16 protein-coding genes are annotated in these 17212 nt (G+C 53.9%); 5 read left to right on the forward strand and 11 right to left on the reverse strand.

All coding sequences use genetic code 11. The features are described 5' to 3' along the window. Window positions 1–129: 129 nt before the first annotated feature. The 8 genes from traC to BLS87_RS28745 form a co-directional block, all read right to left on the reverse strand. A complete protein-coding gene (traC, locus tag BLS87_RS28710; RefSeq protein ID WP_074758125.1) occupies window positions 130–2562 on the reverse strand; it encodes a type IV secretion system protein TraC in 2433 nt (810 codons plus the stop codon). A gap of 111 nt (window positions 2563–2673) precedes the next feature. Further along, entirely contained in the window at window positions 2674–3015 is a 342-nt protein-coding gene (traA, locus tag BLS87_RS28715; RefSeq protein WP_074758127.1) for a TraA family conjugative transfer protein, read from the reverse strand. A gap of 19 nt (window positions 3016–3034) precedes the next feature. After that, the gene (gene traV / locus BLS87_RS28720; protein ID WP_208605218.1) at window positions 3035–3658 is read right to left on the reverse strand and encodes a type IV conjugative transfer system lipoprotein TraV; all 624 of its coding nucleotides are present in this window, start codon (window positions 3656–3658) and stop codon (window positions 3035–3037) included. Continuing rightward, a complete protein-coding gene (locus BLS87_RS28725) occupies window positions 3655–4857 on the reverse strand; it encodes a TraB/VirB10 family protein (protein ID WP_074758131.1) in 1203 nt (400 codons plus the stop codon). Before BLS87_RS28725 ends, traV begins: the two co-directional genes overlap by 4 nt. A gap of 2 nt (window positions 4858–4859) precedes the next feature. Then, a complete protein-coding gene (locus BLS87_RS28730) occupies window positions 4860–5705 on the reverse strand; it encodes a TraK domain-containing protein (RefSeq protein WP_074758133.1) in 846 nt (281 codons plus the stop codon). Then, window positions 5702–6334: a TraE/TraK family type IV conjugative transfer system protein gene (locus BLS87_RS28735; protein ID WP_074758135.1), complete on the reverse strand. Its 633-nt coding sequence runs from the start codon at window positions 6332–6334 to the stop codon at window positions 5702–5704. Before BLS87_RS28735 ends, BLS87_RS28730 begins: the two co-directional genes overlap by 4 nt. A gap of 60 nt (window positions 6335–6394) precedes the next feature. Further along, a complete protein-coding gene (gene traL / locus BLS87_RS28740; protein WP_074758137.1) occupies window positions 6395–6679 on the reverse strand; it encodes a type IV conjugative transfer system protein TraL in 285 nt (94 codons plus the stop codon). Further along, window positions 6676–7287: an OmpA family protein gene (locus tag BLS87_RS28745; RefSeq protein ID WP_074758139.1), complete on the reverse strand. Its 612-nt coding sequence runs from the start codon at window positions 7285–7287 to the stop codon at window positions 6676–6678. Before BLS87_RS28745 ends, traL begins: the two co-directional genes overlap by 4 nt. A 210-nt stretch (window positions 7288–7497) precedes the next feature. Between BLS87_RS28745 and BLS87_RS28750 the strand changes: the two genes are divergently transcribed. The 4 genes from BLS87_RS28750 to BLS87_RS28765 all read left to right on the forward strand — a co-directional run bounded on the left by BLS87_RS28750 (window position 7498) and on the right by BLS87_RS28765 (window position 12368). Then, entirely contained in the window at window positions 7498–8367 is an 870-nt protein-coding gene (locus BLS87_RS28750; protein ID WP_074758141.1) for a hypothetical protein, read from the forward strand. Between the two features lie 64 nt (window positions 8368–8431). Continuing rightward, on the forward strand, window positions 8432–10189 hold the full coding sequence (locus BLS87_RS28755; RefSeq protein WP_074758143.1) for a type IV secretory system conjugative DNA transfer family protein: 1758 nt from the start codon (window positions 8432–8434) through the stop codon (window positions 10187–10189). Next, window positions 10182–11450, forward strand: coding sequence for a type IV secretory system conjugative DNA transfer family protein (locus tag BLS87_RS28760; protein ID WP_074758145.1), 1269 nt, complete (start codon window positions 10182–10184; stop codon window positions 11448–11450). Before BLS87_RS28755 ends, BLS87_RS28760 begins: the two co-directional genes overlap by 8 nt. 12 nt (window positions 11451–11462) lie before the next feature. Continuing rightward, window positions 11463–12368: a hypothetical protein gene (locus BLS87_RS28765; protein WP_074758147.1), complete on the forward strand. Its 906-nt coding sequence runs from the start codon at window positions 11463–11465 to the stop codon at window positions 12366–12368. A gap of 51 nt (window positions 12369–12419) precedes the next feature. Here BLS87_RS28765 and BLS87_RS34960 read toward each other — a convergent pair whose 3' ends face one another. After that, window positions 12420–12962, reverse strand: a complete 543-nt coding sequence (locus BLS87_RS34960; protein ID WP_074758149.1) for a YcbK family protein — start codon at window positions 12960–12962, stop codon at window positions 12420–12422. A gap of 365 nt (window positions 12963–13327) precedes the next feature. Here BLS87_RS34960 and BLS87_RS28775 point away from each other — a divergent pair, with 365 nt between their 5' ends. Continuing rightward, window positions 13328–13957, forward strand: coding sequence for a hypothetical protein (locus BLS87_RS28775; protein WP_074758151.1), 630 nt, complete (start codon window positions 13328–13330; stop codon window positions 13955–13957). Window positions 13958–14056: 99 nt separating this feature from the next. Here BLS87_RS28775 and BLS87_RS28780 read toward each other — a convergent pair whose 3' ends face one another. Further along, window positions 14057–15124, reverse strand: a complete 1068-nt coding sequence (locus BLS87_RS28780; RefSeq protein ID WP_074758153.1) for a toprim domain-containing protein — start codon at window positions 15122–15124, stop codon at window positions 14057–14059. A gap of 58 nt (window positions 15125–15182) precedes the next feature. Next, the gene (gene ligA, locus BLS87_RS28785) at window positions 15183–17189 is read right to left on the reverse strand and encodes an NAD-dependent DNA ligase LigA (RefSeq protein ID WP_074758155.1); all 2007 of its coding nucleotides are present in this window, start codon (window positions 17187–17189) and stop codon (window positions 15183–15185) included. Between the last annotated feature and the right edge of the window lie 23 nt (window positions 17190–17212).

The following is a 17212-nucleotide window of genomic DNA, read 5'->3' on the forward strand; positions in this document are numbered from 1 at the left end:
TAAGCTTATCCACAATTGCTGGGGCAAAAATCAGCAATCCGTCCTGGGTCAATTTTCAATCGGCAGGGTGGGTCAGTTTTAAATCAGCGCCAACAGCCGGGCTTAAGTTTCTCACGAAGGCAAACCTGATCAGGCGGTTGCAGCCTGCCGTTCCATGAAGGTGTTCACAGCCTCCACAGCGTCTACACCACGGTCCAGATCGTCCAGAATCTCATTTCGTGCAGGACCTTTGGTTGAGAACGTGACGTTATGGAACTCGTCAACCACAAGGCGGACAATGCCCCAATCCGTATCGCTACGCTTCACCATAATCTCACTGTACTTACCAGGCATCGTGTGCACCGATTTGAGCATGTGCGCGCCGTAAGCTTCGATCTTGAATTGCTTGGAGTCGATGGCCGAATCAATCGACTCCGACTTCTGTTGCAGGATGAACTGCCAAGCGGAGTTCGCTGCGATCGCTTCGCAGTTTTCCGATGCATACACGTCGCCGATGGACTGGGTCACGACCAGTACTGCACCATCCTCTTTACGCGCCTTGCGGTACGCTGCGGTCATGGCTTTGGCCATCATCGGGTCATCGAGCATTTCCCAAGCCTCATCCACGATGAGGATCTTCTTGCGCCCGCGCTGCCCCATCTGGGCTTTGTACATGTCATGGTTGATTCGTGAGATCAACTGGAGCAGTACGACCTGCTGGAGAGCTGGTCGACCTTTGAGGTCGCTCAATTCCATGCAGATGAATGCGTTGCTCATGTCCAGATTGTTTTCGCCTTCGAACCAGCGTGTGTATTGACCGCCGGCGAAAGGGAACAGCTGGCGCCCCAGACGGACGCATTCCGGATCATCGGCCTGGCAAATGAACCATTCAGCCACGGCCGTGATGTTGGCTGTTTTGCCGAATTTTTCCCAGACGCTCGTGATGGCCTGCTCGATGCGCGACAGTTGATAGTCGTCAAGGATGTCCTCAGGTGCAGCCATTTTCGCAATGGTAGCCTTCAGGATGTCCATCTCCTCATGGAGGTCTTCGATATGTGTGAACGGGTTCAGGCACACATTCGAGTCTTGTCGGAATTCGATGAACTCCCCCCCGACCATCTTGCACAGTTTGAGGTAGCTGCGACCAGCGTCAATGACCCAAACCTTTGCCCCGGACGCGAGGTAATCAGCGACGATTTTCTGTGTCAGGAACGATTTACCCGCGCCCGCCTCCGCAAAGATGATACCGCTGTAATTCGTACTGGAGTCGTACAGGTCAATCAGAGCTGGCTGACCGCGGCGCGTGAGCAGGAGCAAAGCACCGGACATTCCACTTCCCGTCCACTCCCCAAGAATCGGCAAGAACTGGCATGCGTGCCGCACCGCCATGGTGTGAAAGCGGTACAGGTTTTTCGTGCCTTCGCGAGTAGTGTTGAGGGGCAGAAGGTTGTTCCACAACGCCTCCAAGATCCGGCGATCCTCTCTCAGCTCGAACGCTAGAGAGGTGTAATACGCCTGAAGCCCGGCCGACAATTTGTTCAAGCGGGCCTTGTCTCGGGAGAAAAGGAATACCGTGAAGTTTACCTCCACGATGATTGCGCCTTTGCCCTCGATTTCGTGAATGAGGGTGTCCACGCCCTTTTTCTTATAACCCAGAATCGGGATCAGGTGTGATGTCGGACCAAAGACCTGGTGGTTGATCATCGACGATGTCTGTTTCACCTGGTCCTTCTTCACAACCTGATCCGGATAGTGAATGGTCAGGACCATGTAGTAGGGATCGGTGATCTGGTTCGACAAACCATTAGGATCGCCGATCATGTGGTTCATGATGGCGAGGCTGGTGCGCTGAGGAAAAAATTTAACGCTGAGTGCTTTTGCGTAGTGCGCACCATCGTTGAAGTTGATCGTGGACGCTTCGTCATAATTGACGGAGTCGCCGGGATAGTAGATCTGATCTTTGATCAGCTGGGTCTCATCGTAATGAGACCGTGGGGCATCCCACAGCTTCGTAATGATGCGCATGAGCACGAGATAGCCGACTGCATCGAGCTGAAAAAGATTCAGCGATGCAGCTTTGAGAGCCTCAGTCACTCGATCCGTGGATTCCTTGGTGTTGGCGATGTCGATGTCTTCTGGGCGCTCGTTCCGGCACGGGAACTTCAGCGTTACGATGACGCGTTGGCGGTTAAGCATAACGCCGCTGCGCTGGACCAGAGGTACATCAACACCACCCGAAATCAGACCCGCATGTTGTCGGGTGAGGGCTTTCAGAATTGGGGCAGAAGTGGTTTTGTTGTTAACGTACGCGTCGATGTATTCGCCTACGTCCGGGCTCTCCAGCATTGCGATCTGGATGAAGGTTCCCGGTTTGAAACCCATGCTCAACGCGGACTGAAGTTTGTCGACGGTGGCAGCGCTGGCGCCGGTCAACGCGTCAGATACAAAACATGCGCCGAGATAATGCTCGGTGCCGTCGGAACAGAAGAAAATCTTTGAGTCGGAATCGACGGCACGAACCGTCAACTTGGATTGAGGCAGGGTAACCCTGTCCCCTTTGATCGTCGCTTGAGAGGCTGCCATTGCACTGTTCGCCTTGTAGTGTGGTTGAGTAGGCTTGGAAGGCCTGGAGGACAACCCGCAGGCAGAGCCAGATAAAAGGCGCACTAGGAGGCTAGTGCGCCTTGGGGTGGCTTACAGAGTTGCGGTGAAGATGTTGGTCAGAACGCCAGGGCCGACGCTCGCAGAGAGGGCAACAGCAACGCCGGTAACAACCGACATCACCGATTGCTTGACTACGCCGATGGCCAGGCCGGTACCGAGTGCGCCGAGTGCGAAAACCTTACCCAGAGAGCCGGTCATCCAGCTGTCGAGGTTGGTTACGATATCGGTGAAGGTTGAGTCGGAACCGGCGGTCACGTCGACGGCAACAGCCAAGGCGATCAAGGCGACGGCAGCCAGCGCACGCTTGTCGACTTTATTCACACCAGCAGTTGCGGCCATGGTGGTTTGGATTTGGGTAGTTTGTGCGTTCATGTGGAGCTCCGTTTGTTGATTAGTTCAGGTTGATGTCAGTGGTTGGTGGAATACCGGGTACAGCTGTAGGCCCGTAATCGGTTGGTTGTTTGGGTTTATCCGGTTGCTTGGAAACAGGAACATCGACTGTCGGGGCAGAAGACATTTCAAGGTGTGGTACGACCATCCCCTGACCAGCGTATTCAGCCTTGCCGAATGACCAGGTACGCGGTTGCACCTCTGTGAACAGATATGACGGGAAGTGCAGGTCGTCCTTGCTGTCGATCCACGGCGCGATCCAGATGCGCATCACTTGTGCCGGAACACGAACAGGACGGGCCAGATCTGCGACTTTGGGCCCTGGCATACCGTTTGAAATCTTGGCGTTACGCTCAGAGCTCGCAGTCTTTCCCAGGTCGTCACCGTATTTGACGTTTGGGGCTTTCTGACCGATGGGCATGTCACTGTCCGTCAGCTTCGGCATCTGGTTAGTGGACTTGTAAACGGCCAGAGGCGATTTGCAGATGATTCCCTGCGGCATGCCCGGGCAGGAGAACTCGTCAGAGTCCGCGGTGTTAAACCAGGATGAACACCCACTGAGCAGCGCAATAGGGAGCAGTGCTGCGATGATTGCAGTACGTTTCATAGAAATACCTTTATTCATTTCAGCTCAAGACCTTTAACCAACATGATGGTCACCTTACGGCCAGCGTCGATTTCAACTACCGGAGTCATTTCGCGGGCCATTTCCATGTAAAACTTTGCAATTTCGTTTGCCGATGTGGAGAAACCTTTCGAGACACCTGTTTGCAAAATGGTCGATGCGTCTGCGGTCTGAGTTTGTGTAGTACCGTTAGAACCCAGGCTAAGTTGTGGAATTGTTTGTGGTGTCATGCCTTGAGCGAGACCAGAAAGTCCGCCAGCCACCAATGTTTTGGCAATCATCTGGCCTTGTTTAGATACCAAACGACCGCGCATACCGACGCGACCATCTTCGCCAACAACATAACCTTCCAACTTGCCTTCCATGATCTTGCCGTCCTTACGGACGCAGGAAATGGTTTCCGTACGGAGCATCGCCCTTTCGCTGGATAGAACGCCGTAACCGGAGGCAAGGGTGAAGCACTCTTTAACGTCGACGTTGTATTTGTTTGGCAAAACCGCATCAGACTTAACGCGCATCGTGGTCGGCACAGGGTTTTTCTGCGTAGTTGCGCTGGTTGGCGCATCCATACCGTTCAGCAGGACAGCTTCGAAAAAGGACCCCGCAGCCAATGCCGGGATTGGCTTCTCGTCACGCTTTGGGGCGTCTTTCCTGCCGCTCAGGTCTACACCGGTGATGCGCAATCCGGATGATTCCTGAACGGGTTCGACTGCCGGCTCACTTGCACCAGTCGCTGCCTCGTAGCCTGGGAGCGGTGCGTTAAGTGCTGGCGACGGTGACTTCGAGGTCTGCTGTTTAGACAGCTCCTCGATCTTGTCATTCATCCGCTTCATCTCACGCAAAGCGTCTTGCGTAACAGGATCGGGCCGACGATTCTGGGCTTCTTCTAAGTCCCGCAGGCGATCGTTTTTCCGATCTTGTTCCATTTGCTTAATGGCATCTTGAAATTCCTTGATGCGTTTGTTTTGAGCCGCAAGTTGCGCCATAACCTGCTCAGGGGTGTTGTTTTCACCTTTTGGCAAAAGCAACTTGGTTTCAGACAACGGGTCAGTTGCGTTTTTGTTTTTTGGTTTTTCACCACCTACCAGAATACTTCCTGCCAGGATCAGTACTGCAAATAAGCCGCCAATCGCGATACAGGAACGAACCGCTGGGCTGAGATCCTGCCATTTAGATTTAAGATCGTCTTTGAACGCCATGGTTAATCCCCTGTGGCCGACTTATCAGAGACGATGTAGACATCCGTTGTTTTCCCTCGGCTCAAAGTGGCGGTCGGGAAAAACGAAACAGCGCGGACGCCTTCGCTATAGAAAGTGCCTTCGTCCAGGTCGACGTCAGATTGAGTCGTGCCTTGAAGGGTGTAGCGGTAGATGTCGTATTCAGGTCCGGAGTAGCGAACCTTGGGATACGCGATCACGTTGCCGATGTTCGCCGCTGCTGCCGGCAGTGGACCTTCGCTGAAGCCTTCCGGGGTTTTCCCCAGTGCCGCTTCGCGCATGACATAGCGAATGTTGTCTGTGTAAACGTTGCTATCAGGTGCATGCTCGGCATCCGATTTGTTACCTGGTTCGGCCTGCGGCTTGTCCATCTGCAAGACGACGGTCTGCGGAGGCATATCCTTTGGCACCAGGGTCAACGAAATCACTGGATCATTCGGATTCGAGCCCGTTACAAACAGGGCAACTGGCTTTCCGGTTGGCTTCATCGTCACGTACAGCGACTGACCAACAGGTGATATATCGGCGTCGTTCTTCTGCTGATCGATCGACTTCGGCTCGGCGAAGGGCGTCGCGATACGGTTCGGCAGAGTGCTCGAAACATAGATGATTTCGTTTCGGTCAGAGCTGACCCGTACGACGTTGGTCCTCAGCTCTTCGGAGGTTCCGGGCATGACACCGAGGCCTGGCAGTGGCTGGGCTTCAACAGGTTTAGTTCGCTTTTCAGCGGTCGGAACGGGTGGCAATTTCACGCCTGAAATCTCGGCAGCATTGGATGCTGCGCCATAAATCGAGACCAGCACGATGAGGGCGATGGCTGAGCGTTTCACTGAAGCGCCTCCTTGGTTTGTTCTGCTGGTTTGGCGGGGTGCCCTTGCAGCCACTTGAGGGTTTTGGGTGTGTTGCCGGGGTATGTGTCCATGCCGGTAATCCACGGCCGACCGGCACGCATTTTGATTTCGTACTCAACCACTTGAGGGTTCGGTCGGGATTGGCCGGTGGCGCTTCGCGACTCCATCGAGCCAATAATGAAAACCTTGTCAGAGGCTTTCTCATAGGCGACGTCAGTCGCTGTCCATGAAACTGAACCGGCGTTAGTGGCAAAGACCGGATCATTCGCTAGGACGAACATCTTCTTGCGCACGTCTGGGTAGATTTTTGGGTCGACGAAGGCGCTTACCGAATCAGCAATGAAATTGACGTTCTTCGGCGTGACGTTTCCCATCAGCATTGCCGCGTACATGCCGAACGACTTGAGATATTCCTCGTCAGCGTTGTTCCAGCCGACTTTCACGGCCTTATCGAGCGTCGGCGGGACCAGGCGGGTTTGCTCGTGCTGACCCATTTGGTTAACGGAAAGGACGCACACCGCGACCGCAAGGAAAACGTTGGCCAAGTTGTTGAAGCGGGCGTAACTCGAAAGCCCCTCCATCGTCCCCTTCATTTTTTTGATGTCCATCTAATGCCCCTTGTGCAGTCGCGATACATAACGCGTACGCATACGCCGAATGCAAATTTTTCAGAAGAAGTAGTCACGTTTGGATGAGTCCTGATAATGCTTGTTCAGCGTCATCACACCCGCCCAATAGCAGAGATGAATCAGGATGCCGTCGAGCGCTCCGCTTTTGAAACGCTTGAAACGCTTGACCGCATACCAACCGGCAACAAGCGACGCGATCGTGGCCCAGCCACCCAGTGCGATACCTGCACCCAGGCAACCGATGAAAATTGCTGCTTCGTCAATCTCCCAGAAGAGCAATTGCATCTGGCTGTCGACATACCGAGGAATATCAATCTCTTTCAACGCGAACCCCCTTCCGCCTTCACGATGTCAATTTCAACCCGGCGGTTTTTGGAGGAGTCAACCGTTGAGACCGGATCGCGCTTCCCACGACCCAGGACCTTGATGCGTTTTTTCTGCATCCCATGCTTGATCAGGTATCGCGCTACATCGATAGCTCGGTCTTCTGACAAACGCTGGTTATATGCAGCTGCCCCTACCTCGTCCGCATATCCCGTGACCGTGACGGTGCTTCCTGCATGAAGTGCCTCGCCCATCACATTGATCAGTGGTGTCCATGCCAGCGGATGGCTCTTATCAAAATCAAAATAAATTGTGGTGCGAGTGTGACGTGCCTCTTCAGCGGCGCTCGCATCTTCAGCGTTGAGGCGAGCTTCATCCGCCGGCATCAGTGCGCGCATGCGTGCTGGCTCAGTGACTGTCCACTGGGTGGGACTGCGTTTGATCTGGGTATCGCGAACGGCTTCACCAAGCACATGAGCAGAGTGAGCCGGCTCAATCGCAACCCCGACGTTGTCCGGAACCATTACTTCACGCACATCGGCGGCACCAGCGGAGCCAGTGACTAGGGCGATCGAGGCTAGCAGGATGGCTCTGTTTAGGGATGTCATACGATACTCGTTGGCTGTGGTTACGCGTTAACACGTAGAGATAATACAGACAGACTGGTTTCTGTTGCAACCGTCTCTTGTGGCGCCTAAAATATAGTGACGTGTTAAGTATTGCAATTAAATCTTGGGCGTCACCACACCTTATTGGCAGCTGTGCTTCATACCCCTGCATTAGGTATTCCCTCTTTGCAGAGTCGTAGGAGTCAAAAAATGCAAATCTCAACAGAAACGGCATCATCCGCTGGGCAAAATTCGGGACATTCCGACTTGGCCAAGCAGCCTGATGCCGGTGCTTCGATCGGCCTAGAGGTGTGGCGCAAGGTTCAAGAAACAGATCCGGAGGTAACCAAGGCCTTTAGCAAAGGCGGGTTCCTTGGAACGGCAATCGCACCGATGTACCAGTTCCAGCGTGCAACAGAGATCTTTGGTCCGTATGGCATCGGTTGGGGGGTCGAGGTTCTCAGTGAGTCCTATATCGACGGCATTCCCCTTATGGTCAACAACGCTCAGGTTGGCAAAGAGGTCATCCACAAGGTGTACGTGGAGCTCTGGTATTTCTACAAAGGCCATCGCGGCTCCGTCAAACAGTTCGGCGCAACCACCTACATTTCCAGGGATCACTTCGGTGTTATCTCCAGTGATGAAGATCACGCCAAAAAGAGCCAGACGGATGCGACGTCGAAGTGTCTTTCGATGCTCGGTTTCAGCGCAGATGTCTTCATGGGCAAATACGACGACAACAAATATGTCGAAGGGTTGAGGGCGAAATTTGATTTGCAGCGTTCCAGCACCACCCAATCGACTGAGTCCACGGAAGCATCCCAGGCATCCAACGCTGGTCCGTCTCAGTCGGTCAGTGGCCCTACTCGCTATGAGCAATATAAAGATCGCCTTGCACAAAAAGAGAAGGCGGGAGAGTCGTTTGATGTAGCTGCTGTACGAGCGACCATTGAGCAGGACTCGTCCTTAACGAAAATGGAGATTCAGACCCTTCTGCAATTTCCGCTGCTTCGCATTCCGGCTCCGGAATCGAACAAGCATCAAGACGCGTCGACTACCCAGTCGAGTGTATTTCTATAACCCGACAACCCGAGCGCCTCACGGTGGCTCGGGTTTTTTTATGCGTAGCTAAAGGCTCCCTCTTATGAGCATGGACCAAATACTTCGCTCCAAAATAGGTGGATTTAAGGACACGCTGGCGCTCAGTTCGATCGGGGCGGGGGGGCTTCTTACGTCCCCGTTCTTCAGCTCTGTCCCGTCCACCCTCCCGTTGGCGCTAGGCGCTGTCGGGGGCGCATACGTGGGCAATCGTGTCTTTGATTTCTGGAAGAATCAGCTGCTGCTCGAATCCAAAATCAATATTCGGTCAGCCACCGACTTGGTGAAACCCGACGGCATGCTGTTTGGGTACACAACCGATACCGGTCAGCCGGTCTATATCCCTGACGAAGATTTCATGCGCCACGGTTTCATCCTCGGCCAGTCAGGGGTGGGTAAGACCGTGATGGGCAAGTTGATGATGTTCCAGCAAATCCAGCGTGGTGGTGGCCTCACGTTTATCGACGGCAAGATGAACGCTGACGATATCCAGACGATCTACCAGTACTGCTGCTGGGCAGGGCGCGAGCAGGATTTGCTGATCCTCAATCCTGGTAACCCATCAGTCAGCAATACCTACAATCCAATCTTGCGTGGCGACCCTGATGAGGTTGCGTCGCGAATCCTCTCGATCATTCCGTCTACGGAAAACAACCCGGGAGCTGACCATTACAAGCAGTCGGCTAACCAGGGCATCACCACGCTCGTGGCTGCGTTACAGGCAGCAGGGCTGGCTTACAACTTCATCGACTTCACCATTTTGTTGATGAACCACAAAGCGATTGAGGAGCTGGAAACACGGCTCAAGAAAACGCAGCCCCACAATCCTGCTACCAAAAACCTCTCTCTTTTCCTTGAGCAATACAAGGTGGGCGGTAAGCCGGGCATGGAAAACATGGTCGACATCAAGCGCATGAAAGAGACGTTTGGTGGAGTGGGCGGCCGCATGTACATGTTCGGTACCGGGAAGTTCGGTGAGGTGATGAACACCTATACCCCCGACATCGACTTGTTTGAGGCGATTCGGGCCAGAAAGATCATCTATGTTGCTCTGCCTACCATGGGAAAAAACGAGGCTGCCGCCAACTTCGGCAAGATGTTTCTCGGTGATTTCCGTACCGCAATCTCGTGGGTTCAAGCGCTTCCCGAAGAAGAGCGGCCAAACCCTCCACATCTGAATTTCATGGATGAGCTCGGTAGTTATGCGGTGCATTCCCTCGCAAGGCCTTTTGAGCAGGGGCGAAGCGCACAGATGGCTCTTTTCCCTGCTGCGCAGACTCTCGCCAACCTGGACGTCGTCTCGCCCGACTTTAAAGAAATGGTCATTGGTAATACCTGGACGAAGATCTTCTTCAAAATCGGCACCCAGGCGACCGCTGAAGAGTGTGCAGATCTCATCGGGATGAAGATCGGCATCGCCAAATCCCTGAGCGGCACCCACAACGAGAGCAGTAGTACTCCCCTGCTGAATGTCGCACCTGAGGGTGGTACCGGTGCGGCTGCCGGGATTTCGATCGGTGAGCGTGAGCAGGAGGAATACAAGGTTTCCCCCGATGACCTTAAGGCGCTAGGCAAAGGGGAATGCATCATTCAATACGGCGGAGACCAGATCTTCAGCGTGCGGGTCCCCATGATCACCATCGACAGGAAACTGCAAAAAGAGATGGGACCTATACGCATCAATCATTTTCGGAAGATTCCCGTCGAGGGCGCCGACTTCTTCAAAAATAGCGACAAATACCTCGGTGGCAGTGGGTTGCCTACTGGCGGTCGGAAAAAACAAACGGAGCTTCGTGATGAATAATGCACATGCAAAAGTCGATCATTTGCGCGGTGGACACACCCTGTTAGTGGATGAGCGCGGAGATGGTCAGGAGCTACTGATCGCAGGAACGATTCGTGCGCAAATCGCGGCAGGCGGCGCCGTGGTAATTGTAGGGCCCTCCATCAATGATGCACTGCTCGAAGCTATGATCGAGTCGAGCCAGCTTGTCGGCCGCGGATCTGACATCATGGTGGTCAACCCCGCAAAACCGGCGACCAGCCATACGTACAATCCAGTCCTTCATACTGCGCCTGCGAAAGTTGCGAGCCATGTGCTCAATTTCATCGCTGACCAGGAAGCGGAAGGTATCCAAAATCCGCTGATCACCGGGGCTTTACTTGAGGCTATCGTCTCGTCACTTCAACTGCTCGGTGTCCCATACTCGTTTCTCGATCTCGGCATGTTTGTTATGAAACCTGACGCCATTACGGCGCTGGCCGATCATATGACCATCGAGCATCCCTCCTCTTCGGAGCTACAAGCGCTGACGCAAGCGATTGGCGCTTTTCACGACACGGAGGGCGGGCTGAGTTCGGATCTTCTCAAGGAACAGTTTTCAGGCCTGGCAGGAAGCATGTGCATGATGGGAAGCGGCCGGGCAGGCGAAGTGTTCAATAGCTACAAGCCTGACGTTGTCCTACATGAAGCTTTGTCCGCAGGGAAGATTATCTACCTGGCCATCCCCTATGTTGGCCGCGGTTCAGCAGCCGCAAACCTGCGCCGTATTGTCATTTCCAATCTCTCTGAAGCGATGGACCGGATCAGTGCACTGCCCTGCTCTATCCCGGCACTGGCCGTGTTTACCGATGCCGGTGGTTGCAACGCTCCTGCCATCGAGCAACTGCTGTCCGCAGAAAAAGAACCAATCATGAATGTCTGGGTCTCGGCTGGTTCTCTTGATGACTTGGGCCGAGAGTCGCTGGACTTGCGCGAGACGTGCATCAGCAAGGCACGGAGCATCGTTTTCTTTAAGCCTGCGAGCTTGAAGAGCGTTGACCTTTACTTGAAATTTCTACCCCAGGAGGACGCGAACCAAGAAGCACGCGATCGGCTGCTGGTACTCAGCTCCTCGGAGTTTGTCGCTGTTTCAGCTGGCCATCCGCTGCACTGGGGGGATGCTCGCACGGCCATGACGCTTTCTAGCGTGAGGGGTGCACCAGTGATTCTTGAGAGGCCAGTTCGGCACTATCACGCCCCCCTTTCCGGGGCTGACAAATTCACCCAGACAATGCCGGTTTGAGGGGGGAGCAAAATGACTGAGTCAACCATGATTAGCCAAAGTGCAGAGGATGTGAGCTATGAGCCCGGACCTGAAGTTCATTCTGTCGATAGTGGCGATCTTTCTGATCCTGGCGATGTTCGTAACTGGCTTGAGAGCTTTGATAGCGCCAATATTTTCGAAGGTCTTGACGCCTTCGATTTTGATGACGGTGTCGACGGTCTTGAAGTGGATTTTCTGGGGGCTGAAGAAGCTGTGGTCAAGCCACCTTCTCTTAGTGAAGAACTTGCTCTCGCCGCATTCAATAATCTACCAAACCTTGGAACGCAAAGACGATCAGTAAAGGAGGAGTCGCTGCGCCGGCTGGATGAGGAAGATTTCGAAGAGGGCGTGCCCCGCCTGGCCTTCCGCATTATCAAGGCGAACGTCGAGGCATTGTTTGCGAAGAAAATGGCCGCGGACATCTACGTTAAGGCAGCCCAGTGGGTGTTTGGGCCTACACTCGGGGACTGGTCCTTTGATCGGTGTTGCGCGGTCCTGGGTGCACGTAAAGATGTGATTCGCCTGCGTATCCATTACGAGTTCTGGCGGCGCTGGTATGTATTTCCGGTTGAATTTCCTTTCTTGATCGACCCTGTTCCTGAGGCCGTTGCTGATGAGATCTTCATCATCAGTGGGGATGAGGGATACGATCTGGCCCGCGCTGCGTGGAATCAGCCGGGGATTCGATCGGTTGATCTGCTGTTGGAGGCATCAAAAGGTGCAGTCACTGAGAAATACCGGACGGCGCTGGAGCGCTTAGCTGATCGGTACATGCTTTCTCAGCAGAACGACTGCTGGTACCTGACCGGCCGCAACCCAGCGCTTCGAGCCGTTGATATGGCGATGCTGCCACACAAGCCTATGACCAACCAGGTGTCATGGTCCAACATGTTTTGACGCGTCAAACGATCTGGCGCATGGTTATCTGTGCGCCAGATCTCGATGGAGTTATCCCCTCCAGCTTCGCATTTTTCCGTCGTCAACATGTATGAATGAGCGGGTGGGATACACGCCTACGCCTCCGCCCTGAAGATACAAAGCGAGCTTGCTGAGGTACTCGACGGGCACGCCCGGGACTGTCAGATCACATGCACCGCCGCGAAGGTGAGCTGAGTCTTTTACACCGCCGGCATCTTCGTTGGTTTTGGCTTCCCTCAAGCCACTTAACACGATGATAGGTACATGGATGTCATGCAGTGAAAACCACCCCTGAATTCCTGCCAAAATATCCATCAGCGCAGGACTCATTTGCGCAACTTTGCCAGTATGCACGTCTCGTAAGATCCTGCATGCCCTCACGTACCCGGGCCACCTTAACCCTCCTTTTTCGAAATAGACCTCGTTGATCTCTTCCCAAACGCCGGGCTTTACCTCTCGTTTTAGCCATAGCTTTCGAGGTTGATCCCAGAAGGTGCTGGCAAGGGCGGTAGCCGGATGGGAGCCAAGGGCGATCAGTCCTAGGGAGAAAAGTAAGCAGTCTCTGCGATTCACGGTTTCAGGCCGGTCATGTTTGTAGGGCAAATACTAGCAGTATAAAAGACGTATGTGTACGTGTGATTATTGGCTGACTGCACTCGGTTGACATCAATTTTCACTCGTTTTGACAGCACCGTTCGGCCGCAACGGTAACTGGCTTCAATTCATGAAAGCCAATAGCGCCTATAGCCCGAGGCTCACCCTTTTTGGGAGACTTGCGGATATCTTCAGGATTCAAGTAATCTGGATACAGGCACTTCGGTAGGTGCCCGCCGTCCACTGTGGCTAAGCAATAGCGCTATCGTGATTTCACCCGTTCCAAACCAACCCTGTATTGGGTTCTCGTAGTGGACAACAGGCCCAGCCTCTGGAGGCTGATCATGCAACATCCCCTTTCTTTCGCTGACGTGCAGAGCGTCAAGCGCCTCGCCAAAAAACTCAAAGCAGCCCATCCTGAACTTCCACACGGCAAGCGGCTCGACATTGCTGCGGCTGACCTTCTCGGTCTTCGCAACTTCCATGAACTGAACCGAAGATTTCAAGCAGTGATCGACCAGCACCTTGATTCACCTGGTGGCTCGAATGCGGTCGCGCATTGCCTCTACTGCGACTTCCGGTTCGCTGCTGATCTCAAGGAGGATCAGCAGCAGCATCGCGAGATTCATGAGCGGATCATGGAAGTTCACGAGATTACCGGCTATCGCCCCGGCACGTACGTAGAGCGAGAAGTATTGAAAAAGGAAGGTTACGCCAAGGCAAAAAGTGCCGCCGCCTTGGAGGATCGTATTGGGGGAGCACTGTTGGTTTTACGCGGATGGTTTGATCGCTCGTATTTTAGCGCTATCAAAGCGAGCCAATGGCGTCAGCACCCATCCTTCGAGTCATACGTGGCCATGATGGTCCCGTACATCGAAGAACTCTTTCCCGAATTGGCTCCCTCTCTGGCACAGCGTTACGGTCGCACTCCGGGCGTAATCGCACACGGCCAGACAAATTGGCCACTGCGATAGTGAGCAAACATAGCCCAGCTTCTGCTGGGCTCATTCGTTTACCAGTTTTAGATTATTTTCAGCAAAAAAAACCCGGCCATTGGCCGGGTCTGTGGTGGGTTATCTTAAAAGTCCACGCATGTGTTTGAGCTGTTCGTTCAAGTCACCTACGCGATTTGGTGGGTTGTAGTTGCCTAGTTTTGTATCCAGCGCCTGGAGCACAGGCATCAGATTCTGTACAGCTGCAAAGCCTGGCTTATCCGGATCGAGCGCCATAAGGACGTTCTTCTCCGCCATCATGGTGAACCACTCTGGTTCCCAGTTTTCGCAACCTGGAAGAGTAAAGATCGTTCGTTTTGATCCCATTTCGACAGCGGAAAGCATGTCGATGGGGCCCTCTACGATCATGAACTCGTCGGTCGTGCCTTCCCAGATCCATGGAGACTTTCCGCCGTAGCGCATCGCCTTCTTTTCTCCTTCCTTTACGTCCCGCATCAACCTGAACTCCGCTGCGCAATGCGATTGAGAGCGAAACCAGAGTGGGCGAAATGCACAGGCCGGAGCTTTTTTGTCCGGCTTCCATAATCCGGCTTTGACCATTAGTTCCTGACCAACAACCTCGGTCAGAAAAGATTTAGCACGGAACGGGTCGTTAGGAATTGTGATCAGAATTCCCCTTTCTGACGCTTCACGAGCCACAGCTTCAGAAATACCCCTGCCGGCGAAGTACTTCAGCGCGTCTTTGCATGGATAGGGAACAGCCTCTGCCACCTTCTGCAACACCAACGCCAAGGCGCTGTCGTCGCGCTGGATCGCATCTTCTGGTTTTGGAGGTATATAGTGCTTCAGCATGTCGATGTCGGCGCGCATGAGCTCTAAGCCTGCTTCTCGGTGTGTTTTGCTCCAGTAAAAAGCTGCCGCTGCAATTACGTCACCTTGCTTCCCACAGGCGTAGCACAGCCACCCTCCATCTTTAACGCTTACCTTTACCGAATGGATTGAAGAAGCAGCGCATTCAGGGTTTGGGCAGATGTGATAACGAACGGCTCCTGCTGCGGGTTTTGCTTTTGCGTCGAGCATGTGCTCGAAAAACCAATCAAGTGGGACGTTATCACGCACGTAGTTGAAATCAACTTCGTAGACTTTTCCGTTCGCATCGATTTTGAAGTGGTCTTGGTTGCCTGCCATTTTCTGGTTCTCCAGAGAAAACTTGATGTCTGGGTATGCCGAACGCCGATGTGTAACGTCAGTTCGCAGCTATGGCGAGCAGCTGCGCCTCGTCCCAAATCACAATGCCCAGTTCGCGAGCGGTATCGAGCTTGGAGCCGGCCGCATCCCCGGCCACAATTGCTGATGTTTTTTTGGACACGCTTCCAGAAACCTTGCCTCCTGCTTGCTCAATGAGGGCTTTGGCCTGCCCACGGCTTAATGTCGGGAATACGCCTGTCAGCACGACGGTCATGCCTCTCATGGCGATGCCGTTTTGCTGCTGATAACTCTGTGGCTGAGTGATCTCGGCGAGCCGGTCCGCTTCAGCACTTAGCAGGGGGTCCGCGAAAAACTGGCAGATGTTTGTGGCAGTGCCGTCACCGACGTCCGCGGTGGCCAACAGCTGCTCGTAAGATGCTGTTCGAAAAGAATTCCAGGTACCGAAGTGTTTAGCTAGCGAACGACTGGTTGCTTCTCCGACATCTTCGATCCCCAGCGAGTAAATGAAACGTGGAAGCTCTGGCGCTTTAGAACTCGAAACGCCTGCAATGAGATTTTTTGCGGAGACAGACGCGAATCCTGGCAATTCACGGACCGATTGCTCTTCAAGTCCATAGAGGTCTGATGGCATGTTCACAAGCCTTGCCTCGATCAGAGTCTGAATGGTTTTTTCACCCAGATTGTCGATGTTCATGCCTAAGCGAGAACTGAAATGGGCAAGCTTCGCGAGTTTCTGTGCGGGGCACTTGATACCGCCCGGGCAAAACAGCTCCACGGTTCCTGGAGTGCGATGCAGGGTCGTCCCGCATGACGAGCAAACAGAAGGCATGACATAACAGGTAAGAGCTTCGTCGCCAGGGGTGAGAACAGTGCGCACAATCTCCGGCACCACATCGCCTGCTCGACGCACGATTACAGTGCTTCCTATGCAAATGCCCTTGGCGTCGATGTTGTCCTGATTGTGCAGGCTCGCGCTTGCGACCTGCACACCGCCCACGCGAACCGGTTTGATTTTGGCAACTGGAGTGGCGGCGCCGGTTCGGCCAATCTGGACCACAATGGCTTCGATGATCGACTCCACTTCCTCCGCTGGGTACTTGTAGGCGATCGCGAAGCGAGGGGTTCGGTTATTCCAACCGAGACGCTGTTGATCATCGAGCGCATTTACTTTGAACACCACGCCGTCAATGTCCATGGGAAGCCCGACGCGCCCCTTTCCCACACTCTCGAAAAACTCCCGTACACCGTTCCACCCCCGGACCAACGCAGTTTCTGGGGCAACACTGAACCCTAAAGCGCGCATACCTTCGATCAGGTCCCACTGAGATGACGCTTCGAATGCTGGACGACCGTCGAGCTCAAATGCGCCATACGCGAAGAACGACAACCGGCGTGTAGCAGTAACCTTAGGGTCGAGCTGTCGCATGCTGCCTGCTGCACCGTTTCGAGTGTTTGCTAACGTTTTCTGACCCAGCCTGCGAAGCCGGCTGTTTACGATCTCAAAATTCCTTTTCAGCATGACCACTTCACCGCGAACTTCGAGATCGATGGGAACAGGCAGAGTCAGAGGCAGATTCAGGATAGTACGAGCTTGAGCCGTTACATTTTCACCGGTAGTGCCATCGCCGCGGGTAAGGGCTCGATCAAGTCTGCCTTTGATGTAGCGGATCGATAGCGCCATGCCGTCGTATTTGAGCTCAGCGCAGAGTTCTACATCATCGTCCTGCCCAAGTTCGTTTACGACCGACTCAACAAAAGATCTCGCCTCTGTTTCGATCATCGCATCCTTGAGGGACAGCATCGGCTGGTCATGAGCAGCCTGCTCAAAGCCTTCGAGAACGGCGCCGCCTACACGTTGGGTAGGAGAATCCTCCGTAGAGAGTTCAGGAAAGTCCGACTCCAGTTGTTGCAGCTCACGGAAAAGGCCGTCGTACTCGGCATCCGTGATCAATGGGGCGTCATGGGTGTGGTAAGCATCGACATGCAGGCCAATGGAGGCGCGAAGCTGAAGGACTCGTTGTTCAACCTGGGCAGGGGCAGTCATGCTGTTTTCTCACCGTAATGATA

It is taken from the genome of Pseudomonas abietaniphila (genome assembly GCF_900100795.1).
GTDB lineage: Bacteria > Pseudomonadota > Gammaproteobacteria > Pseudomonadales > Pseudomonadaceae > Aquipseudomonas > Aquipseudomonas abietaniphila.

What these genes read in the sequence shown, in the direction of transcription:
- BLS87_RS28750 (WP_074758141.1), top strand. Translation starts at nt 7,498, where the DNA reads ATGCAAATCTCAACAGAAACGGCATCATCCGCTGGGCAAAATTCGGGA.
- ligA (WP_074758155.1), bottom strand. Translation starts at nt 17,189, where the DNA reads ATGACTGCCCCTGCCCAGGTTGAACAACGAGTCCTTCAGCTTCGCGCC.
- BLS87_RS28755 (WP_074758143.1), top strand. Translation starts at nt 8,432, where the DNA reads ATGAGCATGGACCAAATACTTCGCTCCAAAATAGGTGGATTTAAGGAC.
- BLS87_RS28725 (WP_074758131.1), bottom strand. Translation starts at nt 4,857, where the DNA reads ATGGCGTTCAAAGACGATCTTAAATCTAAATGGCAGGATCTCAGCCCA.
- BLS87_RS28735 (WP_074758135.1), bottom strand. Translation starts at nt 6,334, where the DNA reads ATGGACATCAAAAAAATGAAGGGGACGATGGAGGGGCTTTCGAGTTAC.
- BLS87_RS28780 (WP_074758153.1), bottom strand. Translation starts at nt 15,124, where the DNA reads ATGGCAGGCAACCAAGACCACTTCAAAATCGATGCGAACGGAAAAGTC.
- traC (WP_074758125.1), bottom strand. Translation starts at nt 2,562, where the DNA reads ATGGCAGCCTCTCAAGCGACGATCAAAGGGGACAGGGTTACCCTGCCT.
- BLS87_RS28745 (WP_074758139.1), bottom strand. Translation starts at nt 7,287, where the DNA reads ATGACATCCCTAAACAGAGCCATCCTGCTAGCCTCGATCGCCCTAGTC.
- traV (WP_208605218.1), bottom strand. Translation starts at nt 3,658, where the DNA reads ATGAATAAAGGTATTTCTATGAAACGTACTGCAATCATCGCAGCACTG.
- BLS87_RS28775 (WP_074758151.1), top strand. Translation starts at nt 13,328, where the DNA reads ATGCAACATCCCCTTTCTTTCGCTGACGTGCAGAGCGTCAAGCGCCTC.
- traA (WP_074758127.1), bottom strand. Translation starts at nt 3,015, where the DNA reads ATGAACGCACAAACTACCCAAATCCAAACCACCATGGCCGCAACTGCT.
- BLS87_RS28765 (WP_074758147.1), top strand. Translation starts at nt 11,463, where the DNA reads ATGACTGAGTCAACCATGATTAGCCAAAGTGCAGAGGATGTGAGCTAT.
- BLS87_RS28760 (WP_074758145.1), top strand. Translation starts at nt 10,182, where the DNA reads ATGAATAATGCACATGCAAAAGTCGATCATTTGCGCGGTGGACACACC.